This is a genomic window from Fictibacillus enclensis (genome assembly GCF_001457035.1).
GTDB classification, from domain to species: Bacteria; Bacillota; Bacilli; order Bacillales; family Fictibacillaceae; genus Fictibacillus_C; species Fictibacillus_C enclensis.
In genome coordinates, this window is the sequence record NZ_KQ758619.1 from 27,628 (window position 1) to 47,025 (window position 19,398).

Annotated in this window: 16 protein-coding genes, 4 tRNA genes and 1 pseudogene; 19 read left to right on the plus strand and 2 right to left on the minus strand. The window is 46.4% G+C overall.

Going from position 1 to position 19,398, the window contains the following annotated elements; genetic code table 11:
• Window positions 1-8: 8 nt before the first annotated feature.
• From AS030_RS15485 to AS030_RS15500, 4 genes are all read left to right on the plus strand, one after another.
• The gene (locus tag AS030_RS15485) at window positions 9-1,982 is read left to right on the plus strand and encodes a DHH family phosphoesterase (protein WP_061973131.1); all 1,974 of its coding nucleotides are present in this window, start codon (window positions 9-11) and stop codon (window positions 1,980-1,982) included.
• On the plus strand, window positions 1,979-2,422 hold the full coding sequence (gene rplI, locus AS030_RS15490) for a 50S ribosomal protein L9 (protein WP_061973133.1): 444 nt from the start codon (window positions 1,979-1,981) through the stop codon (window positions 2,420-2,422). The genes AS030_RS15485 and rplI overlap by 4 nt, the downstream gene beginning before the upstream one ends.
• 98 nt (window positions 2,423-2,520) lie before the next feature.
• On the plus strand, window positions 2,521-3,885 hold the full coding sequence (gene dnaB, locus AS030_RS15495) for a replicative DNA helicase (RefSeq protein ID WP_061973135.1): 1,365 nt from the start codon (window positions 2,521-2,523) through the stop codon (window positions 3,883-3,885).
• A gap of 290 nt (window positions 3,886-4,175) precedes the next feature.
• Entirely contained in the window at window positions 4,176-5,462 is a 1,287-nt protein-coding gene (locus AS030_RS15500) for an adenylosuccinate synthase (RefSeq protein ID WP_061973137.1), read from the plus strand.
• 10 nt (window positions 5,463-5,472) lie between these two features.
• Here the strand turns inward: AS030_RS15500 and AS030_RS15505 are convergent, their stop codons facing one another.
• On the minus strand, window positions 5,473-5,820 hold the full coding sequence (locus tag AS030_RS15505) for a hypothetical protein (protein WP_061973140.1): 348 nt from the start codon (window positions 5,818-5,820) through the stop codon (window positions 5,473-5,475).
• Between AS030_RS15505 and AS030_RS15510 the strand changes: the two genes are divergently transcribed.
• The 13 genes from AS030_RS15510 to rlmH all read left to right on the plus strand — a co-directional run bounded on the left by AS030_RS15510 (window position 5,814) and on the right by rlmH (window position 15,272).
• A tRNA-Lys gene (locus tag AS030_RS15510) sits at window positions 5,814-5,889 on the plus strand. The genes AS030_RS15505 and AS030_RS15510 overlap by 7 nt on opposite strands.
• Before the next feature lie 14 nt (window positions 5,890-5,903).
• Window positions 5,904-5,978 (plus strand) — tRNA-Glu (locus AS030_RS15515).
• 188 nt (window positions 5,979-6,166) lie between these two features.
• Window positions 6,167-6,242, plus strand: a tRNA-Asp gene (locus tag AS030_RS15520).
• Window positions 6,243-6,500: 258 nt separating this feature from the next.
• Window positions 6,501-6,576, plus strand: a tRNA-Phe gene (locus AS030_RS15525).
• Between the two features lie 166 nt (window positions 6,577-6,742).
• Window positions 6,743-7,321, plus strand: a complete 579-nt coding sequence (locus AS030_RS15530) for a glycerol-3-phosphate acyltransferase (protein WP_061973143.1) — start codon at window positions 6,743-6,745, stop codon at window positions 7,319-7,321.
• A 173-nt stretch (window positions 7,322-7,494) separates the two neighbouring features.
• The gene (gene yycF, locus AS030_RS15535) at window positions 7,495-8,202 is read left to right on the plus strand and encodes a response regulator YycF (RefSeq protein ID WP_061973146.1); all 708 of its coding nucleotides are present in this window, start codon (window positions 7,495-7,497) and stop codon (window positions 8,200-8,202) included.
• A 4-nt stretch (window positions 8,203-8,206) separates the two neighbouring features.
• Window positions 8,207-10,054 (plus strand): cell wall metabolism sensor histidine kinase WalK, encoded by a 1,848-nt coding sequence (gene walK / locus AS030_RS15540; RefSeq protein ID WP_061973148.1) that lies wholly within the window; start codon window positions 8,207-8,209, stop codon window positions 10,052-10,054.
• 3 nt (window positions 10,055-10,057) lie between these two features.
• Window positions 10,058-11,446, plus strand: a complete 1,389-nt coding sequence (locus AS030_RS15545; RefSeq protein ID WP_061973151.1) for a YycH family regulatory protein — start codon at window positions 10,058-10,060, stop codon at window positions 11,444-11,446.
• Window positions 11,446-12,246: a two-component system regulatory protein YycI gene (locus tag AS030_RS15550; protein WP_061973153.1), complete on the plus strand. Its 801-nt coding sequence runs from the start codon at window positions 11,446-11,448 to the stop codon at window positions 12,244-12,246. The genes AS030_RS15545 and AS030_RS15550 overlap by 1 nt, the downstream gene beginning before the upstream one ends.
• A gap of 15 nt (window positions 12,247-12,261) precedes the next feature.
• Entirely contained in the window at window positions 12,262-13,059 is a 798-nt protein-coding gene (locus AS030_RS15555; RefSeq protein WP_061973155.1) for an MBL fold metallo-hydrolase, read from the plus strand.
• 161 nt (window positions 13,060-13,220) lie between these two features.
• On the plus strand, window positions 13,221-14,432 hold the full coding sequence (locus tag AS030_RS15560; RefSeq protein ID WP_061973158.1) for a S1C family serine protease: 1,212 nt from the start codon (window positions 13,221-13,223) through the stop codon (window positions 14,430-14,432).
• 114 nt (window positions 14,433-14,546) lie between these two features.
• The gene (locus AS030_RS23130; protein ID WP_420889655.1) at window positions 14,547-14,711 is read left to right on the plus strand and encodes a CxxH/CxxC protein; all 165 of its coding nucleotides are present in this window, start codon (window positions 14,547-14,549) and stop codon (window positions 14,709-14,711) included.
• Between the two features lie 81 nt (window positions 14,712-14,792).
• Entirely contained in the window at window positions 14,793-15,272 is a 480-nt protein-coding gene (gene rlmH / locus AS030_RS15565) for a 23S rRNA (pseudouridine(1915)-N(3))-methyltransferase RlmH (protein ID WP_061973160.1), read from the plus strand.
• A 119-nt stretch (window positions 15,273-15,391) separates the two neighbouring features.
• On the opposite strand, the pseudogene AS030_RS24855 reads toward rlmH, so the two are convergent.
• Window positions 15,392-17,321: pseudogene (locus tag AS030_RS24855) on the minus strand (DNA/RNA helicase domain-containing protein).
• A gap of 257 nt (window positions 17,322-17,578) precedes the next feature.
• Between AS030_RS24855 and AS030_RS15575 the strand changes: the two are divergent.
• Window positions 17,579-18,559: an ATP-binding cassette domain-containing protein gene (locus AS030_RS15575; protein WP_061974159.1), complete on the plus strand. Its 981-nt coding sequence runs from the start codon at window positions 17,579-17,581 to the stop codon at window positions 18,557-18,559.
• Window positions 18,556-19,371 carry an ABC transporter permease gene (locus tag AS030_RS15580; RefSeq protein ID WP_061973163.1) on the plus strand — a complete coding sequence of 272 codons (816 nt, stop codon included), beginning with the start codon at window positions 18,556-18,558 and terminating at the stop codon, window positions 19,369-19,371. Before AS030_RS15575 ends, AS030_RS15580 begins: the two co-directional genes overlap by 4 nt.
• Window positions 19,372-19,398: the final 27 nt, after the last annotated feature.

The window sequence follows — 19,398 nt, forward strand, 5'->3', positions numbered from 1 at the left end:
CTGAAAGTATGCCTAAGTTTTTATTAAAACGGTGGCATGGTTATCCACAGATAGCCTTGTGTGTCATATCGGTCCTCTTAGTGATCATCATCATGTCCTACCAGTGGGTCCTCGGGGCTGTCAGTTTTGTAGTCTTGGGCGCGATCTTCTATTTGATGATGCGGGCCGAGAATTCGTTCCAGGAGGACCTTGGCGATTATATTTCCACGCTATCCCACCGTATTAAAAAGGTCGGAGAAGAAGCATTGATGGAAATGCCGATCGGAATCATTCTGTATGATGAAGATTACAAAATTGAATGGGCCAATCCGTTCATGGGAGCCTGGGTCGGGGAAGAAGCGTTCATCGGCCATTCCCTGAATCTTATTTCTGAGGACCTGGTGCCGTTTATTAAAAGTGATGCACGGGAAGAAATCGTGAATTTAAAATCAAGAAAATTCGAAGTGCATTTTAAAAAAGAAGAACGCCTTCTCTATTTCTTTGATGTAACGGAACAGCTTGAAGTTGAACATCTGTATGAGGAAGAGCAAACCTGCCTTGGCCTCATTTACCTTGATAACTATGAAGAGGTTACACAGGGGCTTGATGACCAGTTCCGTTCGAGAATCAACTCCAAAGTTATTTCCATTCTGAACAAATGGGCAACCGACCATGGAATTTATTTAAAACGCACCTCTTCCGAGCGTTTTTTAGCCGTCTTCAACAAAAGGATTTTACATGAGCTTGAAAAAAATAAGTTCGCATTGCTGGATGAAGTAAGAGATGCCACTTCAAAAGAAAATGTGGCTCTCACATTGAGTATCGGTGTGGCATCCGGTCCGGTCGAGCTGCCTGAACTCGGCCAGCTGGCCCAATCGAGTCTTGACCTTGCGCTTGGCCGCGGCGGTGACCAGGTGGCGATCAAGCAGCAAAACGGAAAAGTGCGCTTCTACGGCGGAAAAACCAATCCGGTGGAGAAACGTACACGGGTAAGGGCACGGGTCATTTCCCATGCGTTAAGCGAACTTGTCCTCGACAGCGATAAAGTGATCATCATGGGGCACAAAAGCCCCGATATGGATTCCATGGGTTCTGCCATGGGAATTTTAAAAGTGGCGCAGGTTAACGGAAAAGAAGGATATATCGTCCTCGATACGTCTGATCTGGATACTGGTGTTCAGCGGCTGATGAATGAAATCAAGGGAACCGATTCTCTCTGGAAGCACTTTATTACGCCGGAAGAAGCGCTTGAAATTTCTACAGCCGGCACCCTCCTTGTGGTCGTGGACACCCATAAGCCGTCCATGGTGATGGAAGAACGCCTGCTTTCCAAGCTTGACCATGTGGTGGTTATTGACCATCACCGCCGTGGAGAAGAGTTTATCGCAGATCCGGTTCTTGTCTATATGGAGCCTTATGCTTCTTCAACCGCAGAGCTTGTGACCGAGCTTCTGGAATATCAGCCGAAGCGGCTTAAAATGCGTATGCTCGAAGCGACAGCCCTGCTTGCAGGGATTATTGTGGATACGAAAAGCTTTACGCTCAGGACCGGTTCCCGGACGTTTGATGCAGCTTCCTATTTAAGGGCTCACGGCGCGGATACCATCCTCGTTCAGCGGTTCTTGAAGGAAGACCTTCAAACCTATAAGACCCGGTCAAAACTTATTGAAAATGCAAAATCCTATAAGAGTGGCGTTGTGATTTCAAAAGCAGAGCCTGGTGAGGAATGCGGCCAGGTCATGATTGCCCAGGCAGCGGATATTTTGCTGTCGATGAACGATGTGACCGCTTCGTTTGTCATTGCGAAGCGACACGACCAAAAAATCAGCATAAGCGGCCGTTCACTGGGGGAAGTGAATGTCCAGATGATCATGGAACAGCTTGGCGGCGGCGGCCATCTGACCAACGCAGCCTGCCAGCTTGAAAATGAAACGCTCGATGGTGCAGAGACCAAATTAAAAGCGGTCATCGATGAATACTTCGAAGGGGGAGAAGAAGAATGAAAGTAGTCTTTCTTCAGGATGTAAAAGGAAAAGGTAAAAAAGGGGAAATTAAAAACGTATCCGAAGGGTATGCCCGCAACTACTTATTGCCGAACAATCTTGCTACAGAAGCTACCAAAGGTGCCCTTTCTGTGGTAGAAGGCCAAAAGAAAAGCGAAGAGAAAAAAGCAGCAGCCGCTTTGGAAGATGCCAAGCAGCTCAAAGAAAAGCTTGAGAAAATGGAAGTTGAAATCAAAACTAAAGCCGGTGAAGGCGGCCGAGTGTTCGGATCGGTTACGAGCAAACAGATCGCAGACGGTTTGAAAAAATTGAATGTCACCATTGACAAGCGAAAAATTGACCTTTCGAATCCCATTAAAGCGTTGGGATATACCAACGTACCTGTAAAACTTCACCCTGAAGTGACAGGAACGATTAAAGTACATGTAGTTGAAGCATAAACAGAAAGCCAATGGGACCGGAACTGACCGGTCTCATTCTTCTGTAATCAGGGTCTTCTTGCCAAAAATGGCAAAAGATCTTACCAGGAGGAAGAATGATGAGTGATCTTTTTGTTGATCGCATCCCACCACAGAACATAGAGGCTGAACAAGCGGTCCTGGGCGCTATTTTCCTGGAGCCGGAAGCATTGGTTACCGCTTCGGAAATTTTGATCCCGGATGATTTTTACCGTGCCTCCCATCAGCGTATTTATCAGGTGATGCTCGATTTATCGGAAAAAGGGGAACCTGTCGACCTTGTGACGGCAACAGCCGCTCTCGCCGACCGGAAGCTTCTTGATGAAATCGGCGGTGTCTCGTATTTAAGTGACCTTGCAAGCAGCTCACCGACCGCGGCCAATATTGATTACTACAGCCAGATCGTGGAAGAAAAATCCCTTCTTCGCCGTTTGATTCGTGCAGCGACCGAAATTGCGGCCAATGGCTACGCCCGTGAAGAAGAGGTTGAAGCGGTCCTAAATGAAGCAGAGAAGACAATTCTGGAGGTAGCCAACCGTAAAAACGGCGGTGCCTTCATTTCCATAAAAGATGTACTGGTAGCTGCCTATGATAATATTGAGCAGCTGCATAACCGCAAAGGGGACATTACCGGAATTCCAACCGGTTTCAACGATCTGGACCGGATGACCGCAGGATTTCAGCGAAATGACTTGATTATTGTTGCCGCCCGTCCTTCCGTGGGTAAAACGGCGTTTGCCCTGAATATCGCGCAAAACGTCGCCACCAAAACGGAAGAAAATGTCGCTATCTTCTCGCTGGAGATGGGTGCGGAGCAGCTTGTCATGCGTATGCTGTGTGCGGAAGGCAATATTGACGCCCAGCGGCTTCGTACAGGCTCCCTGCTCCCGGAAGACTGGCAGAAGCTGACGATGGCCATGGGAAGCCTGTCAGCAGCCGGAATTTTCATTGATGATACACCTGGTGTCCGCATTGGGGATATCCGCTCGAAATGCCGCCGCCTTAAACAGGAAAAAGGCCTTGGCATGATTCTGATTGACTATTTGCAGCTCATTCAGGGGAACGGCAGAGCGGGCGAAAACCGCCAGCAGGAAGTATCCGAGATCTCCCGTTCCCTTAAAGCGCTCGCCCGTGAGCTGCAGGTGCCGGTCATTGCCCTGTCACAGCTTTCCCGTGGCGTGGAATCCCGTCAGGACAAGCGTCCGATGATGTCGGATATCCGTGAATCCGGAAGTATCGAGCAGGATGCCGATATCGTGGCGTTCCTGTACCGTGACGACTACTACGACAAAGAATCCGAAAGTAAAAATATCATCGAAATCATTATAGCCAAACAGCGTAACGGCCCGACTGGCACGGTTGAGCTGGCGTTTGTCAAAGAATACAACAAGTTCGTCAATCTTGACCGCCGGCATGACGAAAGCAGTATGCCGCCCGGCGCATAAAATTGTTGATTTACAGGCACTCTCAAGTAAGAGGGTGTCTGTTTTTTTTGCTGTGGGTGATTTCTGTGGTGCTAGTTAACCCTACCTTAATGGGGTTTTGGCGGGTAAATGGCTGCCAGCCATCCTCCTTTTTGCTGTTTCATACGCAAAACCGAACGGCTTAACTGTAAATATTTTAAAATGTTCGTGTTTTATTGACTTTTGCCTATATAATTGATAAACTAATCATGGATTTTTAAGTTACTAGCAAATTAAAGTGTTTTTTAAGATTATTTGGAGGTGCTGGCGTAATGTCATCCGTAGTCGTTGTCGGAACACAATGGGGAGATGAAGGTAAAGGAAAAATTACCGACTATCTTTCTGAAAAAGCAGAAGTTGTTGCCCGTTATCAGGGTGGTAACAATGCTGGACATACTATTGTATTTAACGGTAAGAAATATAAACTGCACTTGATCCCGTCCGGAATTTTTTATGATGATAAAGTTTGTGTGATTGGTAACGGTATGGTTGTTGATCCTAAAGCGGTTGTGGAAGAGCTTGCTTACTTGCATGATCTTGGCGTCCACACCGAAAATCTTCGAATCTCCAACCGTGCGCATGTTATCCTTCCATATCACCTTCGCCTTGATGTGCTTGAAGAAGAAAGCAAAGGCGAAAACAAGATCGGTACCACCAAGAAAGGGATTGGGCCGGCATACATGGATAAAGCCGCTCGTATCGGCATCCGTATCGCGGATCTTTTGGACAAGGAAGTATTCGAAGAGAAGCTTGAGCGCAACCTTGCTGAAAAGAACCGCTTGTTTGAACGAATTTATGAGTCTGAAGGATTTACGAAAGAGGAAATTCTTGAAGAATACTATGGATATGGCCAGCAGATTGCCAAATATGTTTGCGACACTTCCGTTGTTCTTAACGATGCACTTGATGAAGGCCGCCGTGTACTTTTCGAAGGCGCACAAGGCGTAATGCTTGATATCGACCAGGGTACTTATCCTTTCGTAACTTCATCCAACCCGATTGCCGGGGGAGTTACCATCGGTTCTGGTGTGGGACCATCCAAGATCCATCACGTTGTCGGTGTATGCAAATCCTACACAACCCGTGTGGGTGACGGCCCGTTCCCTACTGAATTAACTGATGAAATCGGAAATCAAATCCGTGAAGTCGGCCGCGAATACGGTACGACTACAGGACGTCCTCGTCGCGTCGGTTGGTTTGACTCTGTGGTTGTTCGCCATGCACGCCGTGTCAGCGGGATCACTGATCTTTCTCTTAACTCCATCGATGTGCTTACAGGCATTGAGACATTGAAGATCTGTGTGGCGTACAAGTACAAAGGTGAAGTGATCAACGAGTTCCCTGCGAGCCTTAAAGTTCTTGCACAATGTGAGCCTGTATACGAAGAGCTTCCTGGCTGGACTGAAGATATCACAGGCGCGAAAACACTAAGCGATCTTCCGGAAAACGCCCGTCACTACGTAGAGCGTGTTTCCCAGCTTACCGGTATTCCGTTAACCATCTTCTCTGTTGGCCCAGACCGCAGCCAGACCAACATGGTCCGCGGCGTGTTTGTTTGATTGTTCTAATTTAATGAGCCCGGCGCTCCGTTTTGATGCGGAGGCCGGGTTTTTTGTTTTTTGTGATGAAGCGTAGTTGACATAATCCAGGTTTGGACAGTAAATTTTCAACACTGGCCAGTAAATCAATTTTCGGGGAGCCAAAACCATGTTCAGCCCCCTCTTCCCTGCTTTTAAAAGAAAAAATACATTTTTCTACTATTTTTTTAAAAAACAGCTTGCCAAATGATATAAAACGATGATAAGATAACTCTTGTCGTGTTAAAACCACTTTGCAGCCGAAAAGGCGCACAACGTCAGCTTCCACTAGTAGAGGAAGAGACAGGGTACCAACGGACAGAATAACAATAAGAGCCATTAGCTCAGTTGGTAGAGCATCTGACTTTTAATCAGAGGGTCGAAGGTTCGAGTCCTTCATGGCTCACCATTTTCTTACAAAGTGGCCCGTTGGTCAAGCGGTTAAGACACCGCCCTTTCACGGCGGTAACACGGGTTCGAATCCCGTACGGGTCACCAAGTATTTTTCGAAGAAAAATACCAAGTGTTTTTATTTCATAAAAATACCAAGTGTTTTTATTTCATAAAAATACCAAGTGTTTTTATTTCATAAAAATACCAAGTGTTTTTATTTCATAAAAATACCAAGTGTTTTTCATAGAAAAAATTTGTAAGAAAAACTACTCTTTAATATAGATTGTTTCACTGGACTCGTGGTGTAGTGGTTAACATGCCTGCCTGTCACGCAGGAGATCGCCGGTTCGACCCCGGTCGGGTCCGCCATTTTTTCACATAGTAATACTAAATCCTGGCTCGGTAGCAAAGAGCGTTACAGCTTGAATATGCTACGATTTGTCTCGACGGATACACATCAAAGATTTTCGTGTAGAGGAAGAGACACAGTAATCATTTTTGGCTCGATAGCTCAGTCACGAGCAATGCATCGTGAAAAGGCAGCGAGTTGTCTCGACGGATACACAACGTCAGCTTCCACTAGTAGAGGAAGAGACAGGAAACCGACGGACAGAAATACTAAATTTTGGCTCGATAGCTCAGTCGGTAGAGCAGAGGACTGAAAATCCTCGTGTCGGCGGTTCGATTCCGTCTCGAGCCACCATTTTACTTGCAAAACAATTTACTATTCCTAAAACAATCATGACACAAGAGGCATGCAGCTACCGTTCTGCATGCTTTTTTACTACATTTTTTTAATATTTACACGTGCAGCGGGCCTCGCCCATAGAATAGGAAGAAGAAAAGATACGCACGGAAGGATGACAGGCATGGGGACGGTGTACATTGTGCTGTACGTGGTGGGCTGTTATTTCATCGGCAACATCATGACGGGGTATCTGGTGGCCAAATGGCTAAAGGGGATTGACCTTCGGAAGGAAGGCACCGGCAATATTGGCGCAAGGAATGCAGGTCGCGTCATTGGGCCGTGGGGCTTTGTACTGACGCTTGCCGGTGATCTGATCAAGGCCGCAGCCGCGGTGCAGCTCGCCAAATCATTCGGCTTCTCCCCCGCCCTTCAGCTGGCATCCTTTTTTATGGTGATTGTGGGGCATTTGTGGCCGGTCACCCTGAAGTTTCATGGCGGCAAAGGCGTCGCCTGCTTTATCGGCGGAATTCTTGTGTTTGACTGGCGGATTGCCGCGGCTGCAGCGGTCCTGTTTCTTGTTCTTTTTGCGGTGCGCAGGAGCTTGACGGTAGCGGGACTGGTGACCTTTTTGGCCGTGCCGGTTGTGCATTACGCGTTCCATCAGGTGCTTACGCCGGCCATACTTCTGCTGATTATTTCAGTACTGGTGGTTTATGTCCAAAAAGAGGATTTGGCTCTCCGTCTGACAGAGAAACCATAAAACCGTCCTCCTTAAAGAAAAGGAGGATTATTCCATTTTACCTAGAAGTCTGACGTTATGGAGAATTTAGATATTGTGGTAAAATAAAGGGTAGACATGCCAAAAATTATCCAATCCATAGATCTATATAGATACTAAAAATTAACGGTTTCCAAAAAAGGAGCGACTACCGGATGGACAAAAAGATTCTTGTAGTAGATGACGAGAGGCCGATTGCAGATATTCTGCAGTTCAATCTGGAGAAAGAAGGTTTCCAGGTCACCTGTGCGTATGATGGTGTATCGGCGATCGAAAAGATAGAGAGTGAAAAGCCGGACATGATTCTTCTGGATATCATGCTTCCGATGAAGGATGGAATGGAAGTTTGCCGTGAGGTCCGGAAAAAGTACGATACGCCGATTATCATGCTGACGGCGAAAGACTCGGAGATTGATAAGGTTCTTGGTCTTGAGCTTGGGGCCGATGATTATGTGACCAAGCCGTTCAGCACGCGTGAGCTGATCGCCCGTGTGAAGGCGAACCTGCGCCGCCATCAGCAGGAGACAGAGCGTGAAGTGGATGATAACAACAATGAGATTATCATTGGCTCGCTCACCATTCATCCGGATGCGTATTTGGTAACCAAGCGCGGGGAATCCATTGAGCTGACACACCGGGAGTTTGAGCTTCTGTATTATTTGGCCAAGCACATTGGACAAGTCATGACACGGGAGCATTTGCTTCAAACTGTATGGGGGTACGACTATTTTGGCGATGTCCGGACCGTGGATGTAACCGTCCGCCGTCTCCGTGAAAAAGTGGAAGACAACCCAAGCCATCCTCTTTGGATTATAACGAGACGCGGCGTGGGCTATTACTTACGAAACCCTGATCAGGAGTAGACAAATGGATAAGGTAGGCTTTTTCAGATCAATACACGTTAAGTTTGTATTGATCTATGTTTTGCTCATTTTGATCGCGATGCAGGTCATCAGCGTTTACTTCATCAACAATCTTGAAGACAACTTAAAGGAAAACTACATCAGTGCGTTAAAAAACAATCTGGATTTCTTTGAGTTCAATGCGGAGCAGAAGATTCTTGATGCCCAGCAGATGAAGGAAACGACAGAAGATGGCAACAGCAACACGCTGACAACGGATATTGCCCAGCTGATCAATGAGACCAAGGATGAGAACATCAAGTCCGTTCTTGTGTTGAACAAAGACGGGGTGGTCATTGGCAGCGACAGCAAAAATTTGATTGGCCAGGTCAGCACGAACAGCAAGATCAAGCTGGCATTAAACGGGACCCAGGATCAATCCGAGATGTATGACAAGGCAACGAATCAGCGGGTCATTGTCTGGGCCAAGCCCATAATTGTCGGCAAGGATCAGCAGGTGGACAAGAACAAACAGGTTCTTGGCGCGATTTATGTCAAATCATCGATCGAGAGCGTGTATAAGCAAATCAGTGACATTAATAAAATTTTGACGACCGGTACCGTTATTGCCCTGGTAATAACCGCGATACTCGGTATTTTTCTTGCGCGGACGATTACACGCCCGATGGCCGATATGCGAAAGCAGGCGCTGGTGATGGCGCGGGGTGACTTTTCGCGTAAGGTGCAGGTTTATGGCGACGATGAGATCGGTCAGCTTTCCATGACGTTCAATGACCTGACCCGAAAGCTGCAGGAAGCGACCGCCATTACCGAGAGCGAAAGGCGAAAGCTTCGTTCGGTCCTGACGTATATGACCGACGGTGTAATCGCCACCGACCGGGATGGCTGCATTATCCTTATGAACGACCGAGCCGAGGAGATGCTCAACATCTCCCGTCAGCATGCGCTTGGCAATTCCCTGCTGGAGCTGCTCCGGCTGAACGACCAGTATACGTGGGACGAGCTGTACAATGAATATGAGAGCATGCTGCTAGATTTCAGCACAGACAAGGTTCATTACGTACTGCGCGCGAATTTCTCCGTGATCCAGAAGGAAGGCGGACCGGTTAACGGTCTGATCGCGGTTCTGCATGATGTTACCGAGCAGGAGCAGATTGAAAACGAGCGCAGAGAATTCGTGTTTAACGTATCCCATGAGCTGCGTACACCATTGACCACCATGAGGAGTTACCTCGAGGCACTGGCTGAAGGGGCATGGCAGGATGAGAACATCGCTCCCCGCTTTTTGGAGGTTACGCAAAATGAAACCGAGCGGATGATCCGCCTGGTCACCGACCTTTTGCAGCTTTCCAAAATGGACAGCAAAGATTACAAGTTTAATTTTGTTCAAACCGATCTTGTCCAGTTTTTGCAGGACATCATCGACCGGTTTGAAATGCTGCAGCACGAGCACCTCAGCTTTATAAGGAACCTGCCAGAGCGTAAAATCATGGTACAGATCGACACCGACAAGATGACACAAGTGGTTGATAACGTCATCTCGAATGCGATTAAATACTCGCCTGAAGGAGGCACGATTTCGGTATCGGCCTCCCTTCACGGCAGAAAAATAAAAGTAAGCATTTCGGACCAGGGGGTCGGCATTCCGAAAAACAACGTGTCGAAGATCTTTGACCGGTTTTTCCGTGTGGACCGCGCCCGATCCAGAGACTTAGGGGGTACAGGCCTCGGCCTTGCGATTACCAAGGAAATTGTGCTCGCCCACGGCGGGGACATCTGGGCTGAGAGTGAATGGGGCCAGGGAACGACGATCCATTTTACCCTTCCTTTAAAAAAGGTAAAGGGGGAGTAACACATGACGTGGAGAAAAATCTACAACGCTATTAAATTTGTCGTAAAGTCAGTCTACAAGAATTTTGAAGTGATTAAGTCGGTCGTGCTTGTATTTCTGATCGCGCTGAGCCTTGTTCTTACCTGGAGCCTTTGGACGTTGAAGCCCAACTATGCGGCAATTGAGGACACCCGTACGGTGAAAAAAGCAGAGGTGACGGATACGAAGAAAGTGACGGATGTGATTCGTCCGAGCCAGGTCATTTTTTACGACAAAAATTCGTACCGGGGAATGCCGGCCAATGACAAATTCATCTCGCGCATCAACCAGATGCTTGATAACACGAAGTTCTTTGACACAAAAACCCGCCCGTTTAACGGGGTGGATGATCAATTGAAGCAAAAGGAATACATCGAAGTGATTTATCCGACAGACATGACGTCGGATCTTTACAGCCAGATTTTCAACATGGCTTCATCGGGAGGTTCATTCGCCATTCCTACAGCGGACCGGGTGATCTTTTACAAGAAAGATACCAATGAGGTGGAAGCCCATATCATCTCCTATTCTCAGAGAAAGATGATTACGGCCAGCACGACCTTCCCGTTTGATTCGCTGAAAAATATCATCAATGATGCGAAAACAGGTGTATTGGAATACGAACCATTTAATGTGGAAAGCGGAACGAATGAAGGAGCACAAGTGGCCCGCCGTTTCTATTTTCCTAAACACAGTTTCACGCTGAATTCCTACAGTTATTTGGCACGCACAGTGAATGAAGATACGATCGACCGGTACAAAAATGCGCTGTTTCCGGATCCAAGTACGGTGAAAAGCGGAAATACCGGCGACTATTATACGGATGAAAACTCGGCGCTCGAAATTAACCGCACGAGCAACCGCATCAAGTATACGAATTTCGCCCAGGAGCCGGATGAGGACATTACCCAGCAAACGAGAAGCCCGCTGTTTAACAGTGTCGACTTCATCAACAACCATGCGGGCTGGGGAAATCCTTACTTCTTCTATAACCTGGACCCTTCGAGCGGGTCTGTAGCCTTTCTTCCTTTTGTGAGGGGAATCCCGATCATTGGAGGCAATATGGAGATGCGGCTGGACTGGACAAACAATGAACTGAATGATTATCAGCGGTCCATGGCCGAGCTTGTGATCGATGAGAATTCATTTAAGCCGAAAGAGGTCCGGCTGCAGGGGGCCGAACAGATCAAAGCGGCACTGAAGGAATATGACATGTCCCTTGTCAACAAACTGGCCGTGGGATATGACATGAGCCATGAGAAGGGTCAGGACAACGTGTACATGCTCAAGCCTGCGTGGTTTGTGAACTACGGCCCCAATCATGACTGGCAGCCATTGTTTCATGACAGTCGTAAGCCTGGGGGAGAGAACTGATGGATTGGAAAAAAACAAAAACCATTTTTATCTTAACGTTCTTGATTTTGAACATCTTCCTCGGCTATCAATTGTCACAAAAACTGGCGAAAAGCAAACTGGATACGATCTTTAATCCGACGCTTGAAAAGCAGCTCGAAGACAACAACATCAAATACAAAGACAGCCTTCCAAATAGCTATGATGATAAGCAGACGCTCATCAGCGGACAGCGGGCACCGTTCTCGGAAAACGAGATCAAGGCGAAGACAAGCAAGCTGAACAAGAACAGCACGGATACCACGCTTATTTTTGACCTGAAGAAGCCGGTGGAGCTGGATAAGGATGACCTGACCCGCGATGTGAGCCGATTTTTGAAGGATAACGTGTACCGCGGCAACGAATACCAGTTTTATAAGAAAGATACAAAGAATCGTAAAATCTGGTTCACTCAGGTGTACCAGGGAAAACCGATATTCTTTAATACCGAAGACGATTCGAGCCGTCCGAGCGGGATGGTGATGTTCGAATGGAATGACAAAGGCTACCTGACCCGGTACACTCAAACGTTTATCTCGGTCTACCGGCAGGGTACAAAACAGGAAATCATACCGCCAATGAAGGCCATCGAGAAACTCTACCGAAACAACTATTTGTCAATCGGTGATAAAATTGAAAAAATTGTCCTTGGTTACTATAGTCTGGCAAACGTGGAAAATGTGCAGGTGTATGCACCGACCTGGTCCATTGAAACCCAAAATGACCATTACTTCGTCAATGCTACAGACAGCTCGGTACAGGAAGTGGACAAAGGACAATAGAAAGGACTATACTTCATGAGTTTGCAATTTAGCGTGCTGGCAAGCGGCAGTACAGGAAATGCGATTTATGTGGAAACGGGGAAATCCCGTCTCTTAGTGGATGCCGGCTTGAGCGCAAAGCAGATGAAACTCTTATTTGAAAAGGCGGGCTGCTGTGAGCTGGACCAGCTTGACGGCATTCTTGTCACCCATGAGCACAGCGACCACATTAAAGGGCTTGGCGTGCTGGCAAGAAAGTATAAACTGCCGGTCTATGCCAATGCCAAAACGTGGAAAGCGATGAACGGATTGATCGGTGAAGTAGATTCGGAGCAAAAGTTTGAGTTTGAAATGGAGAGCGTGAAGACGTTCGGTGATTTGGAGGTAGAATCCTTTGGTGTGTCCCATGATGCAGCAGAGCCCATGTTCTACGTGTTCCATCACGAGGGGAAGAAGCTGACGCTCATGACGGATACCGGCTATGTCAGCGACCGTATGAAGGGTATCACAAAGCACAGTGACGCCTTTGTCATGGAGTCAAACCATGACATCAACATGCTGATGATGGGCCGCTACCCGTGGAACATTAAGCGAAGAATTTTGGGCGATCACGGGCATATTTCCAATGAAGATTGCGGCTATGCGCTTAACGATTTGATCGGCGACCACACAAAGCGCATCTATCTGGCTCACTTAAGTAAAGACAACAACATGAAGGACATTGCCCACCTGGCTGTAAAGCAAACGCTTGAAAGCAAGGGATTTGTGATTGGTGATGATCTTCAACTTCATCATACGGATGCCGCAGAGCCGACTGAACTTGTATTGGTTTAGTCGGTTTTTTTCTGTTTAAGCACAAGAATATAGGGCAATAACATAAGTGTGGAAAAGTGTGAAAAATTACCCATAATTTTTAAGCCGTGGTGCTAATTTTTTATAATTAAGTATACATTACAGCACTTTTTATACTCGTGAAAGGAACGGTGAAGCAGGAAATGGGCTATTACGATGATGATCATGAATCCGGTTCCAAAAGGCAAAAAGGAAACCGCGGCGGTTTTTTGCTGGCTGCCCTTGTGGGTGCCATCCTTGGCGGACTGCTAATCTTATTTTCGGTTCCAGCTCTCGGTGGCATGGGGCTGCTGCCTGAGAATTACTCCAGTTCCAACAACAATAATGGAGGAGTAGAAGAAAGCGGCATAACGAAAAACGTGAAGGTCAATGTCACCGATAATGTGACAGATGCCGTCGCGAAAACAAGAGATGCCGTAGTGGAGGTCCTGAACATCCAGCAGGGCCAATTCTGGAACCAGGGCGGAAAGCAGCAGGCCGCCGGTTCGGGCTCAGGCGTTATTTATAAAAAAGAAGGCGGAAAAGCGTACATCGTTACGAACAATCACGTGGTTAAAGATGCCTCCCGTCTCGAAGTGACCTTGAGCAACGGAACGAAGCTGAAAGGAACACTTCGTGGAACCGATCCGCTGATGGACCTGGCGGTGGTGGAAGTGGACGGAAGCAAAGTGAAGGATGTCGCACAATTCGGTTCCTCAAGCTCATTGAAGCCGGGTGAACCGGCGATTGCGATCGGTAACCCGCTCGGTACGTTCCCAGGCTCCGTAACACAGGGTGTTGTCTCCAGCGCCGACCGCACGATGCCGGTCGATATTGATGAAGACGGCAACCCGGACTGGCAGGCGGAAGTCATCCAGACCGATGCAGCGATCAACCCTGGTAACAGCGGTGGCGCTCTCATCAACGTTGCAGGACAGGTCATCGGCATCAATTCCAGCAAGATCGCCCAGGAGGAAGTAGAAGGAATCGGTTTTGCGATCCCTGCCGATACCGCAAAGCCGATCATTAGCGACCTTGAGAAGTATGGCGAAGTGAAGCGTCCGTTCCTCGGTGTAGGACCGATCCCGCTGTCACAGGTCAGCAGCTACCACCGTCAAACCACATTGAAGCTGCCATCCAGCGTGAACTCAGGAGTCGTGGTCATGGATGTTGAACCATTGTCACCAGCTGACCGCGCAGGCATTAAAGAGATGGATGTGATCACAGAATTTGACGGCAAGAAAATCGGATCTCCGCTAGAGCTTCGTAAAGCGCTCTACAAGAAAAAGGTCGGAGACAAACTCGATATTACCTATTACAGCAAAGGCAAAAAGAAAAACGTCACTGTGAAACTGGCGATGCAAAAATCATCATAAGAAAATCAGGAGAGCCTTCTCCTGATTTTTTTTGTCGAATAAAACAAGAGAATAGCGAAGGTGCGCTTTGTGTTAAAATACGAGGAGAGTATCTTGTGGATAAGGAGAATGATTTTGAAGAAATATTGCTGTGATGAACATGTGGATATCGGAATCGACGAATTGATCGATGAATTGGAAATTTATCCGAACCTGGAGTTATTAACAGAAAACGAAAAGTTAGCAACAATCTGTACATATTGCGATAAAACAGCCATATATAAAGTATCGAACGAGTGATCCTATACTAAATGTGGATAGATTTTGTGCATATGTGGATAACTTTTGTGGATAAGTTGTTTATAAAAGGAGTTTTCCCCTGTGAATATCTTAGTTGTAACGGTTGGCAAACTGAAAGAAAAGTATTTAAAAATGGGAATTGACGAATATGTAAAGCGGCTCGGACCGTACGCAAAAATCGACATTGTCGAAGTGGCGGACGAAAAAGCACCCGAAAACCTGAGTGACCAGGAAATGCAGCTCGTCAAAAAAGCAGAAGGCGACCGCCTCCTGGCCAAAATCCCTCAGGACGCCCACGTCATTGCCATGGCGATTGAAGGAAAGCTGATTTCGTCAGAAGATTTGGCAAAAAATCTCGATCAGCTCGCGACCTACGGAAAAAGCAAAGTGGCCTTTGTCATCGGCGGATCTCTGGGTCTGAGTGATGAGGTAATGAAGCGGGCGAATGAGAAGATTTCGTTCGGAAGGATTACCTATCCCCATCAGCTGATGAAGCTGGTGCTGGTGGAGCAGATTTATCGGGCGTTCCGGATTAATCGGGGGGAGCCTTATCATAAATAATTGATTTTGTAATACAAATACAGGCCATCCCATTCTGAGGGATGGCCTGTTCTATTAATAATTTTTTTAGTAATGAAGGGGCTTATATAAGCACTCTCCTTTACTAATACTACTTAAATTTAATATTTTCCCCGATCCTCCGCTGCCACCTCTATCTTAGGCGACAAATCTTCATAAGGAACAGACTTTTTTAGGCGCTCTTTGAAATACTGATTCAACTCTGGATCGGTACAAAAGATAAAGCATCCTTTCATCCCTCTTGTCATAAGTGTTCGATAAGTGTTTCGTATAATTTGGTCTGCCAGTTCTTGAGCTTTCTCCGGGTCCTCTTTCGCCAGTTTTTTAATACCTCTTAGAGACTGATCCGTTTTAGCACGCTTAGTATAGTCTGTAACCACATGTCCATCCTTATAAGAAATATCGGGTCCTATAATGACACCGACGTAATCAAACTCCAGTCCTTGAGACGTATGGATGCAGCCGGCTTCAGAGACGGAATCCTGTTCAATTGCCCAGATGCTGTCTGATAGATTCCAGCTGATTTCAAAGTTGTGTTCCGGAAGTTCAATGTCTTTATGTAAGGTGTTTTTCCTGCCTTTCGTTGGCCATTCCCAACAATATCCTGCAAGCATACGTGACTTGTTGTTTTTATTATTGAGTTCTTCAATTTCCCTCAGCATAGCATTAGGGTCATCACATACTCTAAAGTGATAATCTATGCCACGATTCATTTGCGTTTGCTGTTTCCCTGATTTGAAGGACATCATCCAGCCAAGCAATATAGGCGTCAGACCCATCACAGCGAAATTGGGAAACAAGTTTACCCTGAATCAGTTCAGCATTTAGCTCTTTTGCATACTTATTAATGAGATCAACGCTGCCAATATCTTTTAATGTGACTTTTTAGTTTTCATCGATAAAGAAAATCGTAAATTTAGATGAGTGGATTACCTCTTTTATCTGATTTTCTCCTATATTGCTGTAGAGGCCGGACTTTTCATTTAGACGGTGTGCTTCATCAATAATGAGAACGTCAAATTCATCCTTATCAGATTCCGTGAAGCTTCCAGATCCTTTAAACAGGTTATCAATCTGGGTTTTCTTGATGGTACCTTTCAGTTTAGAAGCATAAACGTTACGCGGAGCTGAATTCTTTGATACATATAATGCTGTTAATTCCTGATTAATAAGATTTACAAGAAGGTTCACAGCCATAACTGATTTGCCTGTTCCTGGTCCACCCTCAATCACCATCACTCTCTTTTTATTTGTTTTGATGCTCTCCAACGCTAAATGAAAAGCATCTTCATAAAACACTTTTTGCTCATCAATCAGCACGAATTCATCGTTCCCTTTCAACATACTTGCAAGAGAATCCTGTAATGATTTTGAAGGGCGAATTTTACCATGTTCTATTTGATAAATTAACTGGTTACGATCACCGAAACGAACGTACTTCTTAATAAAGTCCCTTAATTTTTGTATTTCACCTTTAGCAAAAACCGGTGCTTTCTCCAGATGATCTGCATAGTGAGGATCCATTAACGGGTCATTTTCTGTTTTCCGGTAGTTATGTAGATAGGCACAGGGATCCAACAAAATATGCTGATCCTGTACATTTTGATTAAAGTCATGAATTAAGGCAGCATATGACCATGCTTGATAAGAAGGATGGGTGACTGTTCGCTTCCCTCCCCCGAGATAGGTAGACACAAGCGCATCTTTGGAAGTTACCTTCTCAACCTCAGACCATTGCTTCAATTCCACGATTACCACATGATCTTGTAAGCCATCGTGACCTGCTACTAAGAAGTCCACCCGTTTAGATGTATTGGGTATCTTAAATTCTATGGCTACAGCAGAATCATCAGGGATCTCTTTATCCTGCATGACATTTGACATTCGTTGGAGAGAATTCTCCCATGATTGTATTTCACTTTTACTCGTTCGGCCTATTTTATTTTGATAGGAGTCATAAAGACGTTCTACAAGAAGTTCATTTGTAACATCAGAGATAAATTCCGTTTTTGTCGCTTCGTAAATGATCAAGTTGATGTCACCTCTTTGGAGAGTTTAGTGACTTTATTTTAACACTTATTGTATGAGGTATTGGCAGATAACGCCAAAAACATGTGAATTAATAGGCTTTATCTATTGAGTAATAAATATATTTTTGAACTTCACTTTTTTTATTTTTTTACAGTTCACATTCAGTTCACATTAATCCTTTATCATTACCTTCATAATCAGTTAAAGAGTTAGAAGGAGGATTAACTTTGAATCAATTTACCGATAAAAGAAAGGGTATGGATCATAAAGACCTGGCTGTGGAAGCGCGTGGTTTGGTCAAGGTGTTTGGTGATAACCGCGCGGTGGATGGCGTGGATTTAAATGTTCGTGCGGGCAGCATCTATGGCGTGCTTGGCCCCAATGGTGCAGGTAAAACAACGACGATCCGAATGCTGGCCACGCTGCTTAAGGCGGATGCAGGTTCAGCTAAGATCTTTGGATACGATGTGGCGAAGGATGCACAGATTGTTCGTCAGTTGATTGGCGTGACCGGTCAGTATGCGTCCGTTGATGAGTCGCTCAGCGCGACGGAGAACCTGGTCATTTTTTCCCGTTTGTTGGGTCTGAGCCGGGCAGAATCCAAGCGCAAAGCAATGGAATTATTGGAGGAGTTTGGTTTAACGGAAGCGGCAAGACGACCGCTTAAACATTTTTCCGGTGGTATGCGCCGCAGACTGGATTTGGCCGCAAGTCTTATTGCCCAGCCGCCACTCATTTTCTTGGATGAACCAACGACAGGACTTGATCCGCGGACGCGTAACCAGATGTGGGATACGATCCGCCGGTTAGTAAAGGAAGGTTCAACGGTCCTTTTAACGACGCAGTATCTTCAGGAAGCAGATGAACTGGCTGACCGAATCGCAGTGATTGATCATGGCAGGGTTGTGGCAGAAGGCACGGTAAATGACCTGAAAGAATCGATCGGTACCTCCTCCCTGCATTTAAGCATTCAAAACGAACAATCGTTGTCAAAGGCCCGCTTGATTGTGGAGCGCGTGCTTAACGTCCAGTCTGCGGTAACGGCGGAAGGCGGAAAAATCACCGCACCGATGGCTGATGCCGACCGGGTGACGGATTTGCTGATTACATTGAGAGAGGCCGGTATTCAACTGGAAGAATTAAGTGTGCAGAAACCAACGCTCGATGAAGTATTCCTGTCGATCACTGGTCAAAATACGGCATCCAATACACAGGTGAAAAAGGAGGAGTTGGCATGAGCAGCACAACGATAAAAGCACCTCATGAACGGAAACTTCGCAGGAAAACCAACTTTCGGGAATCTGTAAAAAATTCATTAACCATGGCTTACAGAGGACTGCTTAAGATCAAGCGCACACCTGAGCAATTATTTGATGTCACGCTGCAACCGATTATTTTTACGCTCATGTTTACGTATATTTTTGGCGGAGCGATTTCGGGGAATGTACAAAACTATTTACCTGTTATTATACCGGGGATCCTCGTCCAAACGGTGATTACAACCTCTATCGTGACAGGCGTACAGCTGCGGGAGGACATGGATAAAGGCGTATTCGACCGGTTTAAGTCGCTGCCAATCGCCCGTATTGCACCGTTAGCGGGAGCGTTGCTGGCTGATACCATTCGCTACACGATAGCGACTGTACTCACGTTTTCTATGGGGTATGTGATGGGACTCCGTCCAGAAGGTGGATTAGGCGCAGTCGTTGTTGCCGGGCTTCTCGTCATCGTCTGTTCTTGGGCCATCAGCTGGATCTTTGCTTTCTTTGGAGTCATTTCGCGTACCGCTTCAAGCGTACAAGGAATTTCGATGCTTGTTCTGTTTCCGCTCACGTTTCTCTCGAACGCCTTTGTGCCGGCCGAAACCATGCCTAAGCTGCTTCAATGGTTTGTAAAAATTAATCCCATCTCCCATCTGGTGACAGCTGTACGAGAGTTAACCAACTCCGGCACAGTGGGCTGGGACTTCACGATCTCCCTGATTGGAGCAACAGTGATCGTGGCGATTTTTGCGCCAATCACGGTACGCGCTTATATGCGGCGTGCCTAGTGAACAACGAAGGAAATGCTAAAATAA